The organism is Oceanobacillus sp. FSL W7-1293, assembly GCF_037969815.1.
Lineage (GTDB): Bacteria > Bacillota > Bacilli > Bacillales > Amphibacillaceae > Oceanobacillus > Oceanobacillus oncorhynchi.
On record NZ_CP150212.1, the window covers coordinates 3,235,416 to 3,250,048 of the forward strand.

The window sequence follows — 14,633 nt, forward strand, 5'->3', positions numbered from 1 at the left end:
CCAAAAATTTATGCTGACCTGCAGGGTTACGCATTTTTTAGTATTCCAACCATTCTTCAGCTTCCTTTTGCTACATATATAATTATTCTATTTTCATTTTGAAACGTCTTCATCTTTTCTTTCCTATTTAAGATTCAGCAAGCCTTCGCGTATGCTTTTCGTATGAATATAGTAAGGATAACATGGGCATACACATTAAAAGCCGCAATCCTTCGATGTATCAGCTGTTGCCGAACTTTCTTTTGGATTCAAAGCTCAAATTCAGCCGTGACTACTCCTGAATAAGAATCAATGCACACTGACAATTGATATTCTCCAACTTATAAAAAAACCTTGCCGTTTGTTAAATTGGCAAAGTTTTATTTTGGTACTGTCCCAGCAGCGGCAAATATACTCACAATGTACGTTGTGAAGCCTCATGTAATATATTAAGCTTTTTCTCCAGGTTTCCCAATAAATTTCGTCCTTCTTCTTCTGTAATCAATTCCAGACGAACTGCAAAATCAATTTCTCTAGATAAGCCAAACATCTGCGTATCCAGTACATCTTCATATACAGGACATTGTGGCATCGTCAAATTTTCTATCTGAACCTCGATTAAACGAAGTATCTTATCAGCATCAGCTTTCAAAAGAGCGTGGGCTTTTTCACGGTGATTAATCGTTACATCAGGCATCAATATAATCCCCTCCGCATTTTAACATTCTTTATATAATATTATCGCTACAAGTACAAAAATGCAAATATAACTTAAGTATAATGTTAAAAATACGCTTTTTATTCCTTTTTTTGTTAAAATCAAGGGCAGGCAGATGTTGCAGCTTTCTGAATTAAAATAGATGAAAGTACTCCTAATCTTTGCTATTCTAATAGTTGGAAGTACGTGCAAACTGCATTTGTGAAGCAAACGCTTCCCTATCTTGATTTGCACTGCATACATGTATGTATATACGTAGGGGGATAAAATAATATGATCGTAATGATTAAAGGAAATGTCGGCTATCCTATCACACTTGATCCAACTGTATGGATTTTTGATGATAGAAAAGTGGAATTAGAAAAAGCTTTTATGGAACCAGAAGAACAAGAAACTTTTACTTCAAACTTTCAAAAACCGCCTGTAAACCGGAGTATCTCGAAAATGGAAGGGGAAGCGTATTTAAAAAACAGCTATGTAATCCCATTGCATGATTTTCTGAATAATGCAGAACCAAAAGCAGACGCTGCCGAAGTTGAATTTATTAAAAGCAATGGAGAAAACGAAAAAATAGCTTTAGAAGACGCCAAGAACGGTTATTTGCTTTTTTCCTTAGAAGGAAAGCCGCTTCGTGAAGACGGCCCCGTTCATTTTTATTATAAAGACGGCTCTAATCAGGATAATCCAATTAAGTATATTAAAGAAATTCATATTCATTAATCATGAATAAGGTCCGCCCGCTGTCTATAAAACAAACAGCGGGCGGACTTTCTATTATCTTTTTTCACTTTCTTCTTTTGACAGCTGATTCATTTCAGCCTTTTTTTCATTATAGTACTGTACTCCAAATTGCGACCCCTCGGAAACCATTTTCGCATTTTCCAATTGATCCAATTCTTCTTCCGTAAATTCATCCGGTTTTCCAGCGTTTTCAAATACTCTTAATGTTCCCAGCGATGATTTTATTTTTTTTCGTTTCTTTCTATCTGTCAATAATACACCGGCAACTCCTGCTCCGACTGCTCCTAATGCTGATACCACGTATCTTTTTTTCATGTTATCATCCTTTCCATAAATTGAAACTTCATTTTACTCAAGGAATCCCTTTCCCCTGCTTCCTCAGGCAAAATAGGATTGCTGAAAATCAGGCACTTCTTTATTGTTATCATTCCCACTTCTCACCTTTTCAAACTTTGATTATTTAATTAGCTCTATAAAATATGCTATACTTATAGTGTGTTATATAAGAGGATGCTCAAAAAGTACAATAAAAAATGACACGGCGATGGGCAGCGGTAGTCTTCTGACATGCTAGTGCCGGAATTGCGACTGAACTCTTCGGCGAAGTACGTAATCGCAAACCCGGAACATCGCAGTCATAGCCCGCCGGTCCTTTTCATCATACTTTTTGAACACGCACTTTCTAAAGAAATTGTTTACTCTTATTACCGAATTGAGGTGGAAACATGCAGGTTAAATGCACCATATGCGATAAAGTGGAAGAAATAGAAAATAATTCACCACATGCGAAAAGATTGCGCAATCGCAGAAAAAATATTCATTTATGTACTACTTGCTATGACCGCATTGAAGAAAATACAAAAAAAAGACTGGCAACAGGAAAATTTCGCTTTTATCAAGAAGAAAAGAAAGTAGATGATTTCCTATAACCTGTATTTTTTTATTCCATTAAAAAGCAGAGAAGCCGATTATCGACTCTCTGCTTTTTTAGTGATATCCACTTTTTCCTAATAACTTTCTCCGATTTAAAAACGGACAGCTTCTCATACTTTTTTTGCTTATGCATTATCTTCTTGTACATCGCTGCGATTTTTTCTCTCTCGATGCAGACGAAAACGGTATATCCCCAGCACTAATATGATAATAATCAAGCATTCTATTGTAGGCATTCTCATTACCGTGGAAAAAATAGTTATAACAAATGTTCCAACCATCAATAGTATGTATACAATGATATTTTTTGCAATCGGGAGTTTTTTTGCAAAGCCCAGCTGATAAGCTATTGCTGAAAGAATTAGATTCATTACATAAAAAATCCAGAAAATATTGTCAGTTCCATTTAATTCAAAGACATAATCAAATACCATAACTTACATGCCACCTTATTTATAGAAGATACACATTTACACGCTTCCTTAATCATACTAAAAGTGCTTTCATATGACTAGAGAAAAATGAAAAATTATATGTCTGTTTTTTGAAGTTCTCGTTGTTATCCTTTATACTGGTTTGTGGACAAATAGTAAAGGCGGTTGAAAATGAAGAAAATTGATATTTCCATGCTATTATTAGCATTTCTAGTTGTTCTGTTATTTGTTTTAGTTGGATTGGCTATTGCTTTCCGAAATGTATGGGCCATCATTTTATGTATTATCCTAGCATTTTCTGTATTCGGATTTGCAATGTCCAGAAAGAAAAAAAGGAAGGAATGATTATTTCCTTCCTTCCTTTAAAAATCCTATAATGGAATCATGGATTGCGGGATTAGCAACGACAGCCGGTGCTCTTTCCAGCGGGTTCCAAGGATTTCCGTCTACATCTCCGGCAACACCGCCAACTTCCTGATTCAATATAATTCCGCCGGCAACGTCCCATGGCGCCAGACTTAAAGCGAGATAAGCATCTTGAACCCCTTCAGCTACACTCGCTAATTCTAATGCTGCCGATCCAATTGTCCGTGTACCTCTTACCGTACGCACAAATTTTTGCATAACTGGATAATCTACCACACGATTCTCACATAACCAAAAATGGTTCATACCAATAATGGATTCTTCCAATTTTTTCTTTTTATCCAATGGTTCTAATCGGGTTTCATTTTTAAAAGCACCTTCGCCGCGCTTAGCATGGTAAAGCTGATCACCCATCACATCATAAACAAAACCAATCTCACCTATGCCATTATGTAGAATACCAATAGATATAGCAAATGAGCGTTTTTGGTGGACAAAGTTCATCGTTCCGTCAATCGGATCAATAATCCATATAGTCCCGTCGACACTAGACAAAGTGTCACCGAAGCCTTCCTCGCCAATAATGTGATGCTCTGGATAAGCTTGATGAATCCGGTCTACAAAGAATTTTTCCGTTTGTTTATCCAATGTCGTTACTAAATCATTCGGATTAGATTTTGTTTCAATATCCAGCGGATCGTTCATATGCTCTCGAATTTCGGTCCCTGCCTCATATATCCAACGTTTTGCTGTTTCATAAATTTTCTGTCTTTGTTGCTGATCCATTTATATATCGCCTCCAAAAACTACATGTAAGCTTATTTTATCAGACTCCTCTTTATTAAACCAATCCTAAACTTTTATAAAGGATTGAACGGAGATGGATTTAATCAATAAACAACCCTAATATGCTCTTTCTTATAAAGAAAGCGGCTATATATTAGGGCAACCTGACATTATTTAATCGATAAGACTAATCCATTGCTCACTAAGCTGTTTTAGTCTCTCTTTAGATTTGATAATTTGTACAGTGTCTTCCTCCTGCATCGCATCATATAACGTAGCCAATTCATAATCAATTTCTAATTTGATGACAGGGAGACGTTCTTCTGCTTCTTTTCGACGGAGGGCTTCCATAACATATTTCATCCTATCACTCCTTTATAAGGAAATTCACAGTTCACTTAAGAGCCAACCATTTCTTTTCGTTTCATGTATGTGCTATATATTATGATTCACGAGGTAAATTGTTCACTAAAAACTAAAAAATCAATTTATTTCTTACCTCTCTATACCCTCTTTTTGAAGTATTAAACATTTTCTCGCGTTTGAAAAATTGCTTTTAAATATTCCTTTTTAAGGTTTCCTGCTCTCACTTGACTTCTTATTTCAGATAAAGAATAATAATTTATATTGAAAAGGTAGATATTAATGTAGGAAAGGTTGGTATTTGTGGAATTACATCATTTTACAAAAGAGGATTTTCAAACATTTGCAATCGATGGGTTAGACGAGCGTATGGAAGCTATCCAGAACAGAATACAGCCAAAATTTCAAGCAATCGGGGAAGAACTCGTCTCCTATTTGTCTGAGAAAACAGATCAAGAGCTTTATTTACATATTGCCAGACACGCACGCAGAAGTGTAAATCCGCCCAATGATACCTGGCTGGCAATCGCTGATAACAAAAGAGGCTATAAAAAACACCCTCACTTCCAAGTCGGATTATTTGATGATCATTTATTTATCTGGCTGGCACTTATTTATGAATTACCGAACAAATCAAAAATTGCTGCAAGCTATTTAGATCATTTTGAAGAAATAAAAAGTCTTCCTTCTTCCTTTGTTGTTTCATTAGATCATACTAAAAAGGATGCAATTTCCTTGGAAGCATTAACTGAAAAAGAGGTAGAACGTTTCCGTGATGTAAAAAAAGCCGAGTTTTTGATCGGCAGACATCTATCCTGGGATGATCCGATTTTACAAAATGAGAAGGAACTATTTACCACGATAACCGAAACATATGAACAGCTGATTCCGCTTTATAAATTGGCAATCGACAGCCGTGATGCATAAAGAATTCCCCTAAACAGGTAAAGGTTTAGGGGGTTTTCTTCATTTTATCGAAATAAAATCATCTTGAGACTCTCTTGCTTTTTTCACAGCATGGTAGCTGGAATATCCAGAAGAGCGCTTAAACTCTTCAAATAATTGTTTTTCTTCACTTTTTGACGGAACAATCTCTTTAAAGCGCCGATATAAAGAAAGAAGATCAGACCGCCGGACCTTTTTCTCGTATGCCTGCTCAATTAATGAGAAAAAATTGACAACATCAATAATCTCATTAGTCGACCACGTTTCATCCATCGGATACGTATAATTCATTTTTACACCTCTTTACTCCATTTTTCTTTAATTCCGTCTGCTTCCCGTATAATGGAGTCCATCACTTCTTCTACACTTAAAATCTGCTGAATACGGCTCGCTCCTTGGCCTGCCCAGCCAAAGCCATCTGACGCCTTCCCAGAATGGATATATTTTTGATTTACCTCTCCACTAATATAATCCTTTAACTGCTCATAATTATTCCCGTATTTTTCTTCCATCGAAAGAATATTTTCTGTAAAGGGCGTTCGTAATGCTCTTGCAGGCGTGCCTAATGAGCGTTTAATAACTACGGTATCTCCTTCACCCGCAGATACAATTGCTTTTTTATAATTTATATGCGCCTGAACTTCCTTTGTTGCAATAAATCTTGTCCCCATTTCAATGCCTTCCGCTCCAAGGGCAAGTGCAGCCATGAAGCCTCTCCCATCGACGATACCTCCAGATGCAATGACTGGAATTTCAAGTTCATCCGCCACTTGCGGCGCGAGAACGATGGTGCCTGTATCGCTTCTGCCCAAGTGTCCTCCGCCCTCTTGTCCAACAACCATCACGGCATCCGCTCCTAATTCCTGCGCTTTTATAGCCTGTCTGACGGAAGCAACCAAGACAAGTTTTTTAACAGGATGTCCTTTTAGCATATCAAATACACCAGCAGGATTTCCTCCAGTTACAGACACAACAGGGATCTGCTCCTCTATAGCCGCCTTTACCATGTGATCAAATTTCCTGCCATGCTGTCCAATAGCAAAGTTTACACCAAACGGCTTTTTTGTTAGCTGTTTTACTTTTTGAATTTCTGCTTTCAATCTTTCAGGGGAGTCTAAGCTCATCGCAGTAACCTGCCCCAGTCCGCCAGCATTACTTACTGCTGCAGCAAGGTCAGCATATGCCAAGTACGCCAATCCCCCTTGAATAATCGGATATTTAATATTTAACAGCTTGGTAACCCTAGTTTGATACACGGTGTCCCCTCCACATGTTTTTATTCTAATGTTTCAATTAAATTCGGATCAGCCATCTCATAACCCTGATCTCGAAGACCGTCAATAACGTCACCCAGTGCTTCATTTGTCCATTCACGGTCATGCATCAGGATATTGGCCCCAGGCTGTAATAATGAATAATTAATATCTATCTCAGGCGCTTCTCCTGAAATCAGGGCTTCTTTTAATTTATCTGCATCCTGATATTCCTCAAAATAGTCAAAACCGTACGTCCAATTCATTAAAACCATTCCTTCTTCCTTAACAACCTCGCGTGAATGATCTGAATTCGCGCCATGCGGTGCCCGGAAGAATTGCGGACGTTCACCAATAATTTCTTCGATTTTATCGTTTAGGCTGATGATTTCCTCTGTTTGTTCATCCTCAGGAATTTCTGGAATTACCGGATGAGAATACGTATGGTTACCGATTGGGAATCCCATTTCATGAATGGTTTTTAACGCTTCTTGCCCTTCTTCATCTTCAATAAAGTGCCCATTCACAAAAAATATTGCTTTCGCATCCTTTTCCTGTAAGGTTTCAGCCATTTCCAGAGCATACTCATCAGGTGCATCATCAATGGTAAGAAGAACTACATTCTCATCTGCATCGTCTATAGGATGAATCGCTGCTGTTTCTTCGTCTATGTAGTAAATCGGCTCTTGATTCTCTGCGTTTTCCTCCTCATTGCCTTCTTCTGCTTCTTGTTCATTTGTTTCATTTTCATCCGAATCTTCATTCTCTTGGCTCTCGGTATTTTCTTCTGGAGCTTCTGTCTCCTCCCCAGATTGTTCTGCACTGCTTTCCTCATTATCATTCGAACTGCAAGCCGCCATCACTCCAACGAGTAGAATGAATACGACAATAAAGCCGCTTTTTCGTAACATATTATCAAAAACCCCCATAATCCATTATAAAATTCTGATTTTATTATAAGTGAGTTTTTTACAATGAGCAACCGAAGTATTATTAAAGAAAAAGAATCCAATACGTTTGATTTTTTTGAAAATGATTAATTAAATAAACTAGTAAGCTAAGAATTTAAAATACATAAAGCGACACTGTCTTTATTCTTTCGATATCAAAATAAAATAGTTGATATGAATTTCAAATTACCAAAACATCAATACAAACTACCATCGGAGAAAGCCCTTCCAGGTTATCTGCAGGCGAAATTACTTTAGATGATATACAGCCTTGACAGGGTACATACTTCTATCGTCTGCTTGTACAGGTGTTAAATCAAAAGGTTGACAATAAGGTTAAAGGATTGTTAGTCTGTTATAGGTATTTAACAAAAGAAGAGGGAATGAATCGACATAAAACCAGTCTAAAAAACGGAAAAGATATTACTTTAAGCAGCAGCTTAGTTATTCTGACGCTATGCAATCTATTTCGCGCTTAATTACTAACTGACGTTACAAAAGTTGAAATCCATATTACAGTAAAATTGCTGTGATTTGAATTTGTGTCATAATCTTTTGTATTGTTTTAATTTCATTATCAGTCTCTGGATAAACTCTCTTCTAAAAGGGAATTATAAGAAACACCAATGAATTGAACTTTTTTACATTACAGCAACCAGATTGGATGAACATTGAAATGTATAAGAAGATGGTGACACTGCTTAGCTTACATTGCTTAATGTTATAACATAAGGAGGTCATACTTATTAAATTAAAAACAATTACACCTGTTTTTTGGGTATCTATATCACTGATACTTGTATTTCTTATTTGGGGAACATTTTTCCCTGAAAATGTCGAAAATGTCTTAGGCGTCATTGATAATTACATTTCTAACACATTTGGCTGGTTTTATATGCTGGTTACAACAGGTTTTATTTTTGTTGCATTGTTTCTTATCTTCGGGCCCTACGGGAAAATTAAACTAGGAAAACCGGATGACAAACCGGAATATAGCTATTTTACTTGGTTTGCCTTTTTATTCACCGCCGGTATGGGAGTTGGTCTCGTATTCTACGGTGTGACAGAACCTGTGTCCCATTATTATTCACCGTCTTCTGCTGAACCAGAAACAATAGCTGCAGCGGAACAGTCGATGCAGTACACTTTATTCCATTGGGGTTTCCATCCATGGGCTACTTATGCAGTACTTGCATTGACACTTGCTTATTTTAAATTCCGCCATCGGGCGCCAGCTCTAATCAGTTCAGCTTTTGCACCGTTGCTAGGAGACCGTGCAAAAGGCGGCTGGGGAGTAGCTATTGATACACTAGCAGTTTTCGCAACGGTATTTGGTATTGCCACTTCCCTTGGGCTTGGGGCAACACAGATTACGGCCGGGTTAAATTTTACATTCGACGTAATTCCTAATAACTTTACCGTTAATCTGATTGTTATTATCATTATCACAGCGTTATTTATGTTATCTGCTACTACAGGCATTAACAGAGGGATTCGCTATCTGAGTTGGGCAAATGTTGTCCTTGCTATTGGGTTGATGATTTTTGTATTTATTCTAGGTTCTTCTACACAAATGGTTGAATCTTTTACAACAACATTGGGGAATTATTTTCAAAACCTCCCAAGTATGACTTTCAGTACGAATGCGTTTGAAGGAAACAGAGAATTCCTAAATGATTGGACACTTTTTTATTGGGCATGGTGGATTGGCTGGTCTCCATTTGTTGGAACATTTATTGCCAGGGTTTCTAGAGGAAGAACGATTCGTGAGTTTGTTATCGGAGTTACTGCTGTACCAGTAATTTTCAGTGCTTTCTGGTTCTCTGTTTTTGGTATAGCAGGACTGGAGATGGATATTTCCCAAGGTGGTATGATTCATCAATTAATGAGTGAAATGGGCGAAGAAGTAGCTTTATTTGCTTTCCTTGAATCCATGCCAATGGCTTCTGTTGTCATCGGTATTGCAGTAATCTTGATTTCATGTTTCTTCATTACTTCTGCTGATTCAGGAACCTTTGTCCTAGGTATGCTTACAACAGGTGGTAAACTAAACCCTAGCATGGGTATAAAAGTTGTTTGGGGACTAATTTTAGCTGCGATTGCTTCTGTATTATTATGGTCTGGCGGTTTGGGCGCCTTAGAAATGGCCATGCTAATTGCAGCATTCCCATTTGCTTTCTTAATGATTCTTATGACGATTGCTCTCTTCAAATCACTGAAAAGTGAACATAAAATTTTAACTTTGGAAGCTAGACAGCGCAGATATGATCCAGAGTTCCGTGAAAATCAGAAGAAAGAAATAAGGAAAATGAGAGAAGGCTTCAAGAAAACACTTCCTGAGGTTGACCAGGAAGAAAACAGACCCGAATCTTAATTCACAAAAAGCTGTACTGAGGAATGAAAGAATATTAAAGAAAAAGCTCTCCTTAAGGGGAGCTTTTTCTTTATATGATTTTTCGACATCAAAACGTGTATATCATTACTTTTCCTTTAAAGTATTACACATTGCTACAAAAGAATGTTACTCTAATATCATTTTTATTACTATTTTATAACATCTCTTAAATACTGGATTTTATTTGTTAAACTACGTATATCCAGCGAAAACAAAAGTGACAGTCAGCGCTTTTATTTTCGGGAAGAGGTGACATAGAATGAAGAATTTTGGTATCATTCTACTTTTATTTACTATGATTCCCATATTAAATAGCTGTCAACACGAAGAGAACATGCAAGTTATTGAATTCGAATTTACAGATTATCACGTTATATATGTTCCTCCAGCTGAAGATAATGATAGTTATATGAATACATTTATTGATTTGAAGGCAAAATATCCAGAAGAAATTTCCAGTCCGGAAAAACGTACCATGGATAATCAGGAGTTGCCGCCAGATTATACTTTGAATAATAACAGTGTCTACTTACTTAAAGATGAAGACGTTATCTACTCGATTGAAAATCACATGTCACGCGGAGATCTTATGGAGACTTTAGAATCCATTGTCAGCGCAAATGATCAAATTATTTATTAAGTCCTGCATGAAGGAGTAAAACCCTTCAGAATAGATTTATTGCATGATAAAAGGGAGTCAGGCACCTCAAAGCAGGCTGCTGATTCCCTTTTTATATTAAGAAAAGCAAAAACACCACCAGATCTTTAAAACACCCGTGTTCTTACCTAAGAGTTGTCCGCTGCAACGGTTTTTCGATGGGGCGGGTACTCGCAATGGTTTTCGATGGGACGAGTAATCGGAGCAATATTGTCAGGTTTGTGCTACCGCTGCGGAAAAACACTACGCTAGATAGTTTTATTGTTATTTGTATTGAATTTAAGAAAATTCATTAACCTGACAACATTGGTAATCGCAGTCCCAGTCTTAGGAAGTCGCTTTCTGCGGACAGTGTATTTATGCTTTCTTATCCCTCAAAAAAGGCATGTCCGGATATATACCCGGAGCATGCCTTTTTTTAATAAAAATTACATTGTGTGGATTGGTGTGCCCAAGCCTACTTCTGCAGCTTCCATCGTAATCTCGCCTAGTGTTGGATGAGCATGGATAGTCAATGCAATATCTTCTGCTGTCATTCCAGCTTCAATTGCCAGTCCGATTTCAGAAATCATGTCACTCGCATTTGGACCAGCGATTTGGCCGCCAATGATAAGACCATCTTCTTTGCGTGTAACCAGTTTCACAAAGCCTTCTGATGTGTTCAACGATAATGCACGTCCATTTGCTGCAAATGGGAATTTCGCAGCTTTTACATCATAGCCCGCGTCTTTCGCAGCTTGTTCAGACAGACCTACTGTTGCTAATTCAGGTTCCGTAAATGCTACTGCCGGAATAGCGTTGTAGTCAATAGCTGCTTTTTCACCGCTGATTGCTTCTGCGGCAATTTTAGCTTCATAAGATGCTTTATGAGCAAGCGCCGGACCAGGAACAATATCGCCGATTGCAAAGATGTTGCTTACAGAAGTTCTTCCTTGATTATCCACTTTAATCAAGCCTCTGTCATCTTTTTCAACGCCAATTTGTTCTAAGCCGAGTTCTTCTGTGTTTGGACGGCGCCCTACTGTAACAAGTACGTAATCAGCTTCAATGACTTCTTCTTTGCCATTTGCTTCGTAAGTAACTTTTACACCGTCTTTTGTTTCTTCTGCGCCTTTAGCCATTGCTTCTGTAACAATTTTAGCACCTTTTTTATCAAGCGTTTTTTTAACAACTTGGGTCATTTGTTTTTCAAAGCCGCCAAGAATATCTTTAGCACCTTCTAAGAACGTTACTTCTGTGCCGAAGTTTGCATAAGCTGTACCGAGCTCAGTTCCAACATAACCAGAACCGATAACAACTAATTTTTCAGGAACTTCAGTTAGAGCCAATGCTCCTGTAGAATCCAATACTCTTTCAGAGAATTTGAAAGAAGGGATTTCAATTGGTGAAGAACCAGTACCAAGAATACAGTTGTTAAATTTGTAAGTTTGAGAGTCTTTTTCGCCGGCAACTTTTACCGTATGCTCATCTACGAAGTAAGCTTCCCCTTTTACAATATCCACTTTATTTCCTTTTAAAAGTCCTTGAACACCAGAAGTAAGTTTGTTTACAACAGATGCTTTCCAATCTTGTACTTTAGAGAAGTCAAGACTTACGTTTTCTGTTGTAATACCTAAATCATCAGAGCCTTTTGCATTCTGATATTTGTGTCCTGCTTCAATAAGTGCTTTAGAAGGGATACATCCAACGTTTAAACAAACGCCGCCTAATTCACCTTTGTCAACAATTGTAACCTTTTGTCCCAGCTGTGCTGCACGAATTGCTGCAACATAGCCTCCTGGACCAGCACCAACGACAAGTGTGTCTACTTCTACCGGGAAATCTCCTACTACCATGACTTACGCCTCCATCATAATTAATTGTGGGTCATTCAATAAACGTTTGATTTGGTTCAATGCATTTTGAGCAGTTGCACCATCAACGATACGATGATCAAAGCTTAGGGATACAGCAAGAACTGGAGCCACTACGATTTCACCATCACGAACGACAGGTTTTTCAGCAATACGACCAATTCCGAGAATAGCTGCCTCTGGATAGTTTAATACTGGAGTGAACCACTGACCGCCAGCTGAACCAATATTGGAAATCGTATTGGAAGCACCTTTCATTTCGTCTGGTTTCAGTTTACCATCTCTCGCTTTAACTGCCAATTCATTGATTTCATCAGAAATCTGGAAGATAGATTTTTTATCTGCATCTTTCACAACCGGTACTAAAAGTCCGCGATCTGTATCTGCAGCAATTCCGACATTGTAGTAATGTTTTTCTACAATTTCATCTGTTGCATCATCAATGTAAGAGTTAAGGATTGGGAATTTCTTAGACGCAGATACCAATGCTTTAACGACATATGGCATGTACGTTAACTTGATTTCCTGTTCTGCTGCAACTGCTTTGAATTTCTTACGGTGAGCTACTAATTCTGTAACGTCCACTTCGTCCATTAACGTAACGTGCGGAGCTTTTGATTTAGAGTTAACCATTGATTTAGCAATTGCTTTACGCATTGCTGTCATTTTCTCGCGTGTTTCCGGATACTGTCCTTGTGGAGCAGCTGCTGCTTGTGTATCTTCAGAAGTTGCCGGTTCTGCAGATTCAGAAGAAGTCTCAGGCTGATCTCCGCTTAAGAAGCTTTCTACATCTTCTTTTGTAATACGTCCGTTTTTGCCGGATCCTTGTACATCTTTAATATTCACATCATTTTCACGTGCGAATTTACGAACAGAAGGCATCGCGATAACACGTTTGTCATCTGATTCAGAGGCGTTGTCTTCAGACGCTTGATCCGCATTTTCTTCCGCTTTTTGCTCTTTTGATTCAGAAGAAGCATCATCTGATTTAGTATCTTCCTCTTCTTCATCATCGTATCCTTCTGCATCAAATGAAATTAACGTATCACCTACAACTGCAACTTCACCTTCTGCCACATGGATTTTTGTAACTGTTCCGTCTACCTGAGATGGAATCTCAACAACAGATTTATCATTTTGAATTTCACAAAGCACATCGTCTTCTTTTACTTCGTCGCCTTCTTTAACGAACCATTTAACAAGCTCGCCTTCGTGAATTCCTTCACCGATATCTGGTAATTTAAAATTAAATGCCATGGATTTGACCTCCTAAATAATTTAGAAATTGATTACTTCGTTTACTCTTTCAACAATGTCTTTATGGTCTGGCAGCCATACTTCCTCTGCATCAGAGAATGCATAAACTGTGTCTGGTGCAGTAACACGAAGAATAGGAGCTTCTAAATGTAAAATTGCTCTTTCTTGCACTTCAGAAATAACTTGTCCAGCAATACCAGCTTGACGCTGCGCTTCTTGGACAAATACGACACGATTTGTTTTCTTAACAGACTCTAAAATGGTTTCATAATCTACTGGAGAAACCGTACGCAAGTCGATTACTTCTACTGAAATACCATCTTTCTCTAATTCTTCAGCTGCTTTTAATGAAGAATGCACCATTGCGCCATAAGCAAGTAACGTAACGTCAGTACCTTCGCGTTTTACGTCTGCTTTTCCAAGCTCCACAGTATAATCTTCTTCCGGAACTTCGCCGCGGAAAGAACGGTATAACTTCATATGCTCTAAAAATACAACCGGATCATTATCACGAATTGCAGAAATAAGCAGTCCTTTTGCTTCATATGGTGTAGAAGGAATAACTACTTTCATACCCGGCTGTTGTGCAATAAGTCCTTCTAAAGAGTCAGCATGCAGTTCAGGCGTATGAACCCCGCCGCCAAATGGTGCACGAACAGTAATTGGTGCATTATAGTGACCGCCGGAACGATAACGTAAACGAGCCATTTGTCCGTTGATTGAATCCATTACTTCATAAACGAAGCCGAAAAACTGGATTTCTGGAACCGGGCGGAACCCTTCCATTGCTAAACCAATGGCTAAGCCGCCAATTCCTGATTCAGCAAGCGGCGTATCAAATACACGATCTTCGCCAAATTCATCTTGAAGACCTTCCGTAGCACGGAAAACTCCGCCATTTTGTCCAACATCTTCACCAAATACAAGCACGTTTTCGTCATTTTTCAGCTCAACGCGCATTGCATCAGTGATTGCTTGAATCATTGTCATTTGTGCCATGAT

17 protein-coding genes are annotated in these 14,633 nt (G+C 38.1%); 6 read left to right on the forward strand and 11 right to left on the reverse strand.

Annotation, left to right across the window (positions count from 1 at the left end):
- Positions 1–394: 394 nt before the first annotated feature.
- The gene (locus MKY65_RS15865) at positions 395–676 is read right to left on the reverse strand and encodes a YlaN family protein (protein WP_042535242.1); all 282 of its coding nucleotides are present in this window, start codon (positions 674–676) and stop codon (positions 395–397) included.
- Between the two features lie 294 nt (positions 677–970).
- Here MKY65_RS15865 and MKY65_RS15870 point away from each other — a divergent pair, with 294 nt between their 5' ends.
- A complete protein-coding gene (locus MKY65_RS15870) occupies positions 971–1,417 on the forward strand; it encodes a hypothetical protein (protein WP_339178440.1) in 447 nt (148 codons plus the stop codon).
- Positions 1,418–1,471: 54 nt separating this feature from the next.
- On the opposite strand, the gene MKY65_RS15875 is transcribed toward MKY65_RS15870, so the two are convergent.
- Complete coding sequence (locus tag MKY65_RS15875; protein WP_339178441.1) at positions 1,472–1,753, reverse strand: hypothetical protein; 282 nt, start codon at positions 1,751–1,753, stop codon at positions 1,472–1,474.
- Between the two features lie 410 nt (positions 1,754–2,163).
- On the opposite strand from MKY65_RS15875, the gene MKY65_RS15880 reads away from it, so the two are divergent.
- The gene (locus tag MKY65_RS15880) at positions 2,164–2,367 is read left to right on the forward strand and encodes a YlaI family protein (RefSeq protein WP_042535247.1); all 204 of its coding nucleotides are present in this window, start codon (positions 2,164–2,166) and stop codon (positions 2,365–2,367) included.
- A 129-nt stretch (positions 2,368–2,496) separates the two neighbouring features.
- On the opposite strand, the gene MKY65_RS15885 is transcribed toward MKY65_RS15880, so the two are convergent.
- Complete coding sequence (locus MKY65_RS15885) at positions 2,497–2,805, reverse strand: YlaH-like family protein (RefSeq protein ID WP_042535249.1); 309 nt, start codon at positions 2,803–2,805, stop codon at positions 2,497–2,499.
- Positions 2,806–2,976: 171 nt separating this feature from the next.
- Between MKY65_RS15885 and MKY65_RS15890 the strand changes: the two genes are divergently transcribed.
- Positions 2,977–3,150 (forward strand): DUF5325 family protein, encoded by a 174-nt coding sequence (locus MKY65_RS15890; RefSeq protein ID WP_339178445.1) that lies wholly within the window; start codon positions 2,977–2,979, stop codon positions 3,148–3,150.
- On the opposite strand, the gene MKY65_RS15895 is transcribed toward MKY65_RS15890, so the two are convergent.
- Entirely contained in the window at positions 3,151–3,957 is an 807-nt protein-coding gene (locus tag MKY65_RS15895; RefSeq protein ID WP_339178448.1) for an inositol monophosphatase family protein, read from the reverse strand.
- 174 nt (positions 3,958–4,131) lie between these two features.
- Positions 4,132–4,320 (reverse strand): hypothetical protein, encoded by a 189-nt coding sequence (locus MKY65_RS15900; RefSeq protein ID WP_339178450.1) that lies wholly within the window; start codon positions 4,318–4,320, stop codon positions 4,132–4,134.
- A gap of 303 nt (positions 4,321–4,623) precedes the next feature.
- On the opposite strand from MKY65_RS15900, the gene MKY65_RS15905 reads away from it, so the two are divergent.
- Positions 4,624–5,247: a DUF1054 domain-containing protein gene (locus tag MKY65_RS15905; RefSeq protein WP_339178453.1), complete on the forward strand. Its 624-nt coding sequence runs from the start codon at positions 4,624–4,626 to the stop codon at positions 5,245–5,247.
- 39 nt (positions 5,248–5,286) lie between these two features.
- On the opposite strand, the gene MKY65_RS15910 is transcribed toward MKY65_RS15905, so the two are convergent.
- From MKY65_RS15910 to MKY65_RS15920, 3 genes are read right to left on the reverse strand one after another with little or no spacing between them, the layout of a single operon-like run.
- Positions 5,287–5,556: a UPF0223 family protein gene (locus MKY65_RS15910; protein WP_339178455.1), complete on the reverse strand. Its 270-nt coding sequence runs from the start codon at positions 5,554–5,556 to the stop codon at positions 5,287–5,289.
- Positions 5,557–5,558: 2 nt separating this feature from the next.
- Positions 5,559–6,521 (reverse strand): nitronate monooxygenase, encoded by a 963-nt coding sequence (locus tag MKY65_RS15915; RefSeq protein ID WP_339178457.1) that lies wholly within the window; start codon positions 6,519–6,521, stop codon positions 5,559–5,561.
- A gap of 20 nt (positions 6,522–6,541) precedes the next feature.
- Entirely contained in the window at positions 6,542–7,429 is an 888-nt protein-coding gene (locus MKY65_RS15920) for a polysaccharide deacetylase family protein (RefSeq protein WP_339178459.1), read from the reverse strand.
- 784 nt (positions 7,430–8,213) lie between these two features.
- On the opposite strand from MKY65_RS15920, the gene MKY65_RS15925 reads away from it, so the two are divergent.
- Both MKY65_RS15925 and MKY65_RS15930 read left to right on the forward strand, forming a co-directional pair.
- A complete protein-coding gene (locus tag MKY65_RS15925; protein ID WP_339185278.1) occupies positions 8,214–9,842 on the forward strand; it encodes a BCCT family transporter in 1,629 nt (542 codons plus the stop codon).
- 280 nt (positions 9,843–10,122) lie between these two features.
- A complete protein-coding gene (locus MKY65_RS15930; protein ID WP_339178462.1) occupies positions 10,123–10,503 on the forward strand; it encodes a hypothetical protein in 381 nt (126 codons plus the stop codon).
- 446 nt (positions 10,504–10,949) lie between these two features.
- Here the strand turns inward: MKY65_RS15930 and lpdA are convergent, their stop codons facing one another.
- Genes lpdA through MKY65_RS15945 form a run of 3 tightly spaced genes read right to left on the reverse strand, consistent with a single transcriptional unit; the run spans position 10,950 to position 14,630 of the window.
- Positions 10,950–12,356: a dihydrolipoyl dehydrogenase gene (lpdA, locus tag MKY65_RS15935; protein ID WP_042535266.1), complete on the reverse strand. Its 1,407-nt coding sequence runs from the start codon at positions 12,354–12,356 to the stop codon at positions 10,950–10,952.
- A gap of 3 nt (positions 12,357–12,359) precedes the next feature.
- On the reverse strand, positions 12,360–13,631 hold the full coding sequence (locus MKY65_RS15940; RefSeq protein WP_339178464.1) for a dihydrolipoamide acetyltransferase family protein: 1,272 nt from the start codon (positions 13,629–13,631) through the stop codon (positions 12,360–12,362).
- 21 nt (positions 13,632–13,652) lie between these two features.
- Positions 13,653–14,630: an alpha-ketoacid dehydrogenase subunit beta gene (locus tag MKY65_RS15945; RefSeq protein ID WP_339178466.1), complete on the reverse strand. Its 978-nt coding sequence runs from the start codon at positions 14,628–14,630 to the stop codon at positions 13,653–13,655.
- Between the last annotated feature and the right edge of the window lie 3 nt (positions 14,631–14,633).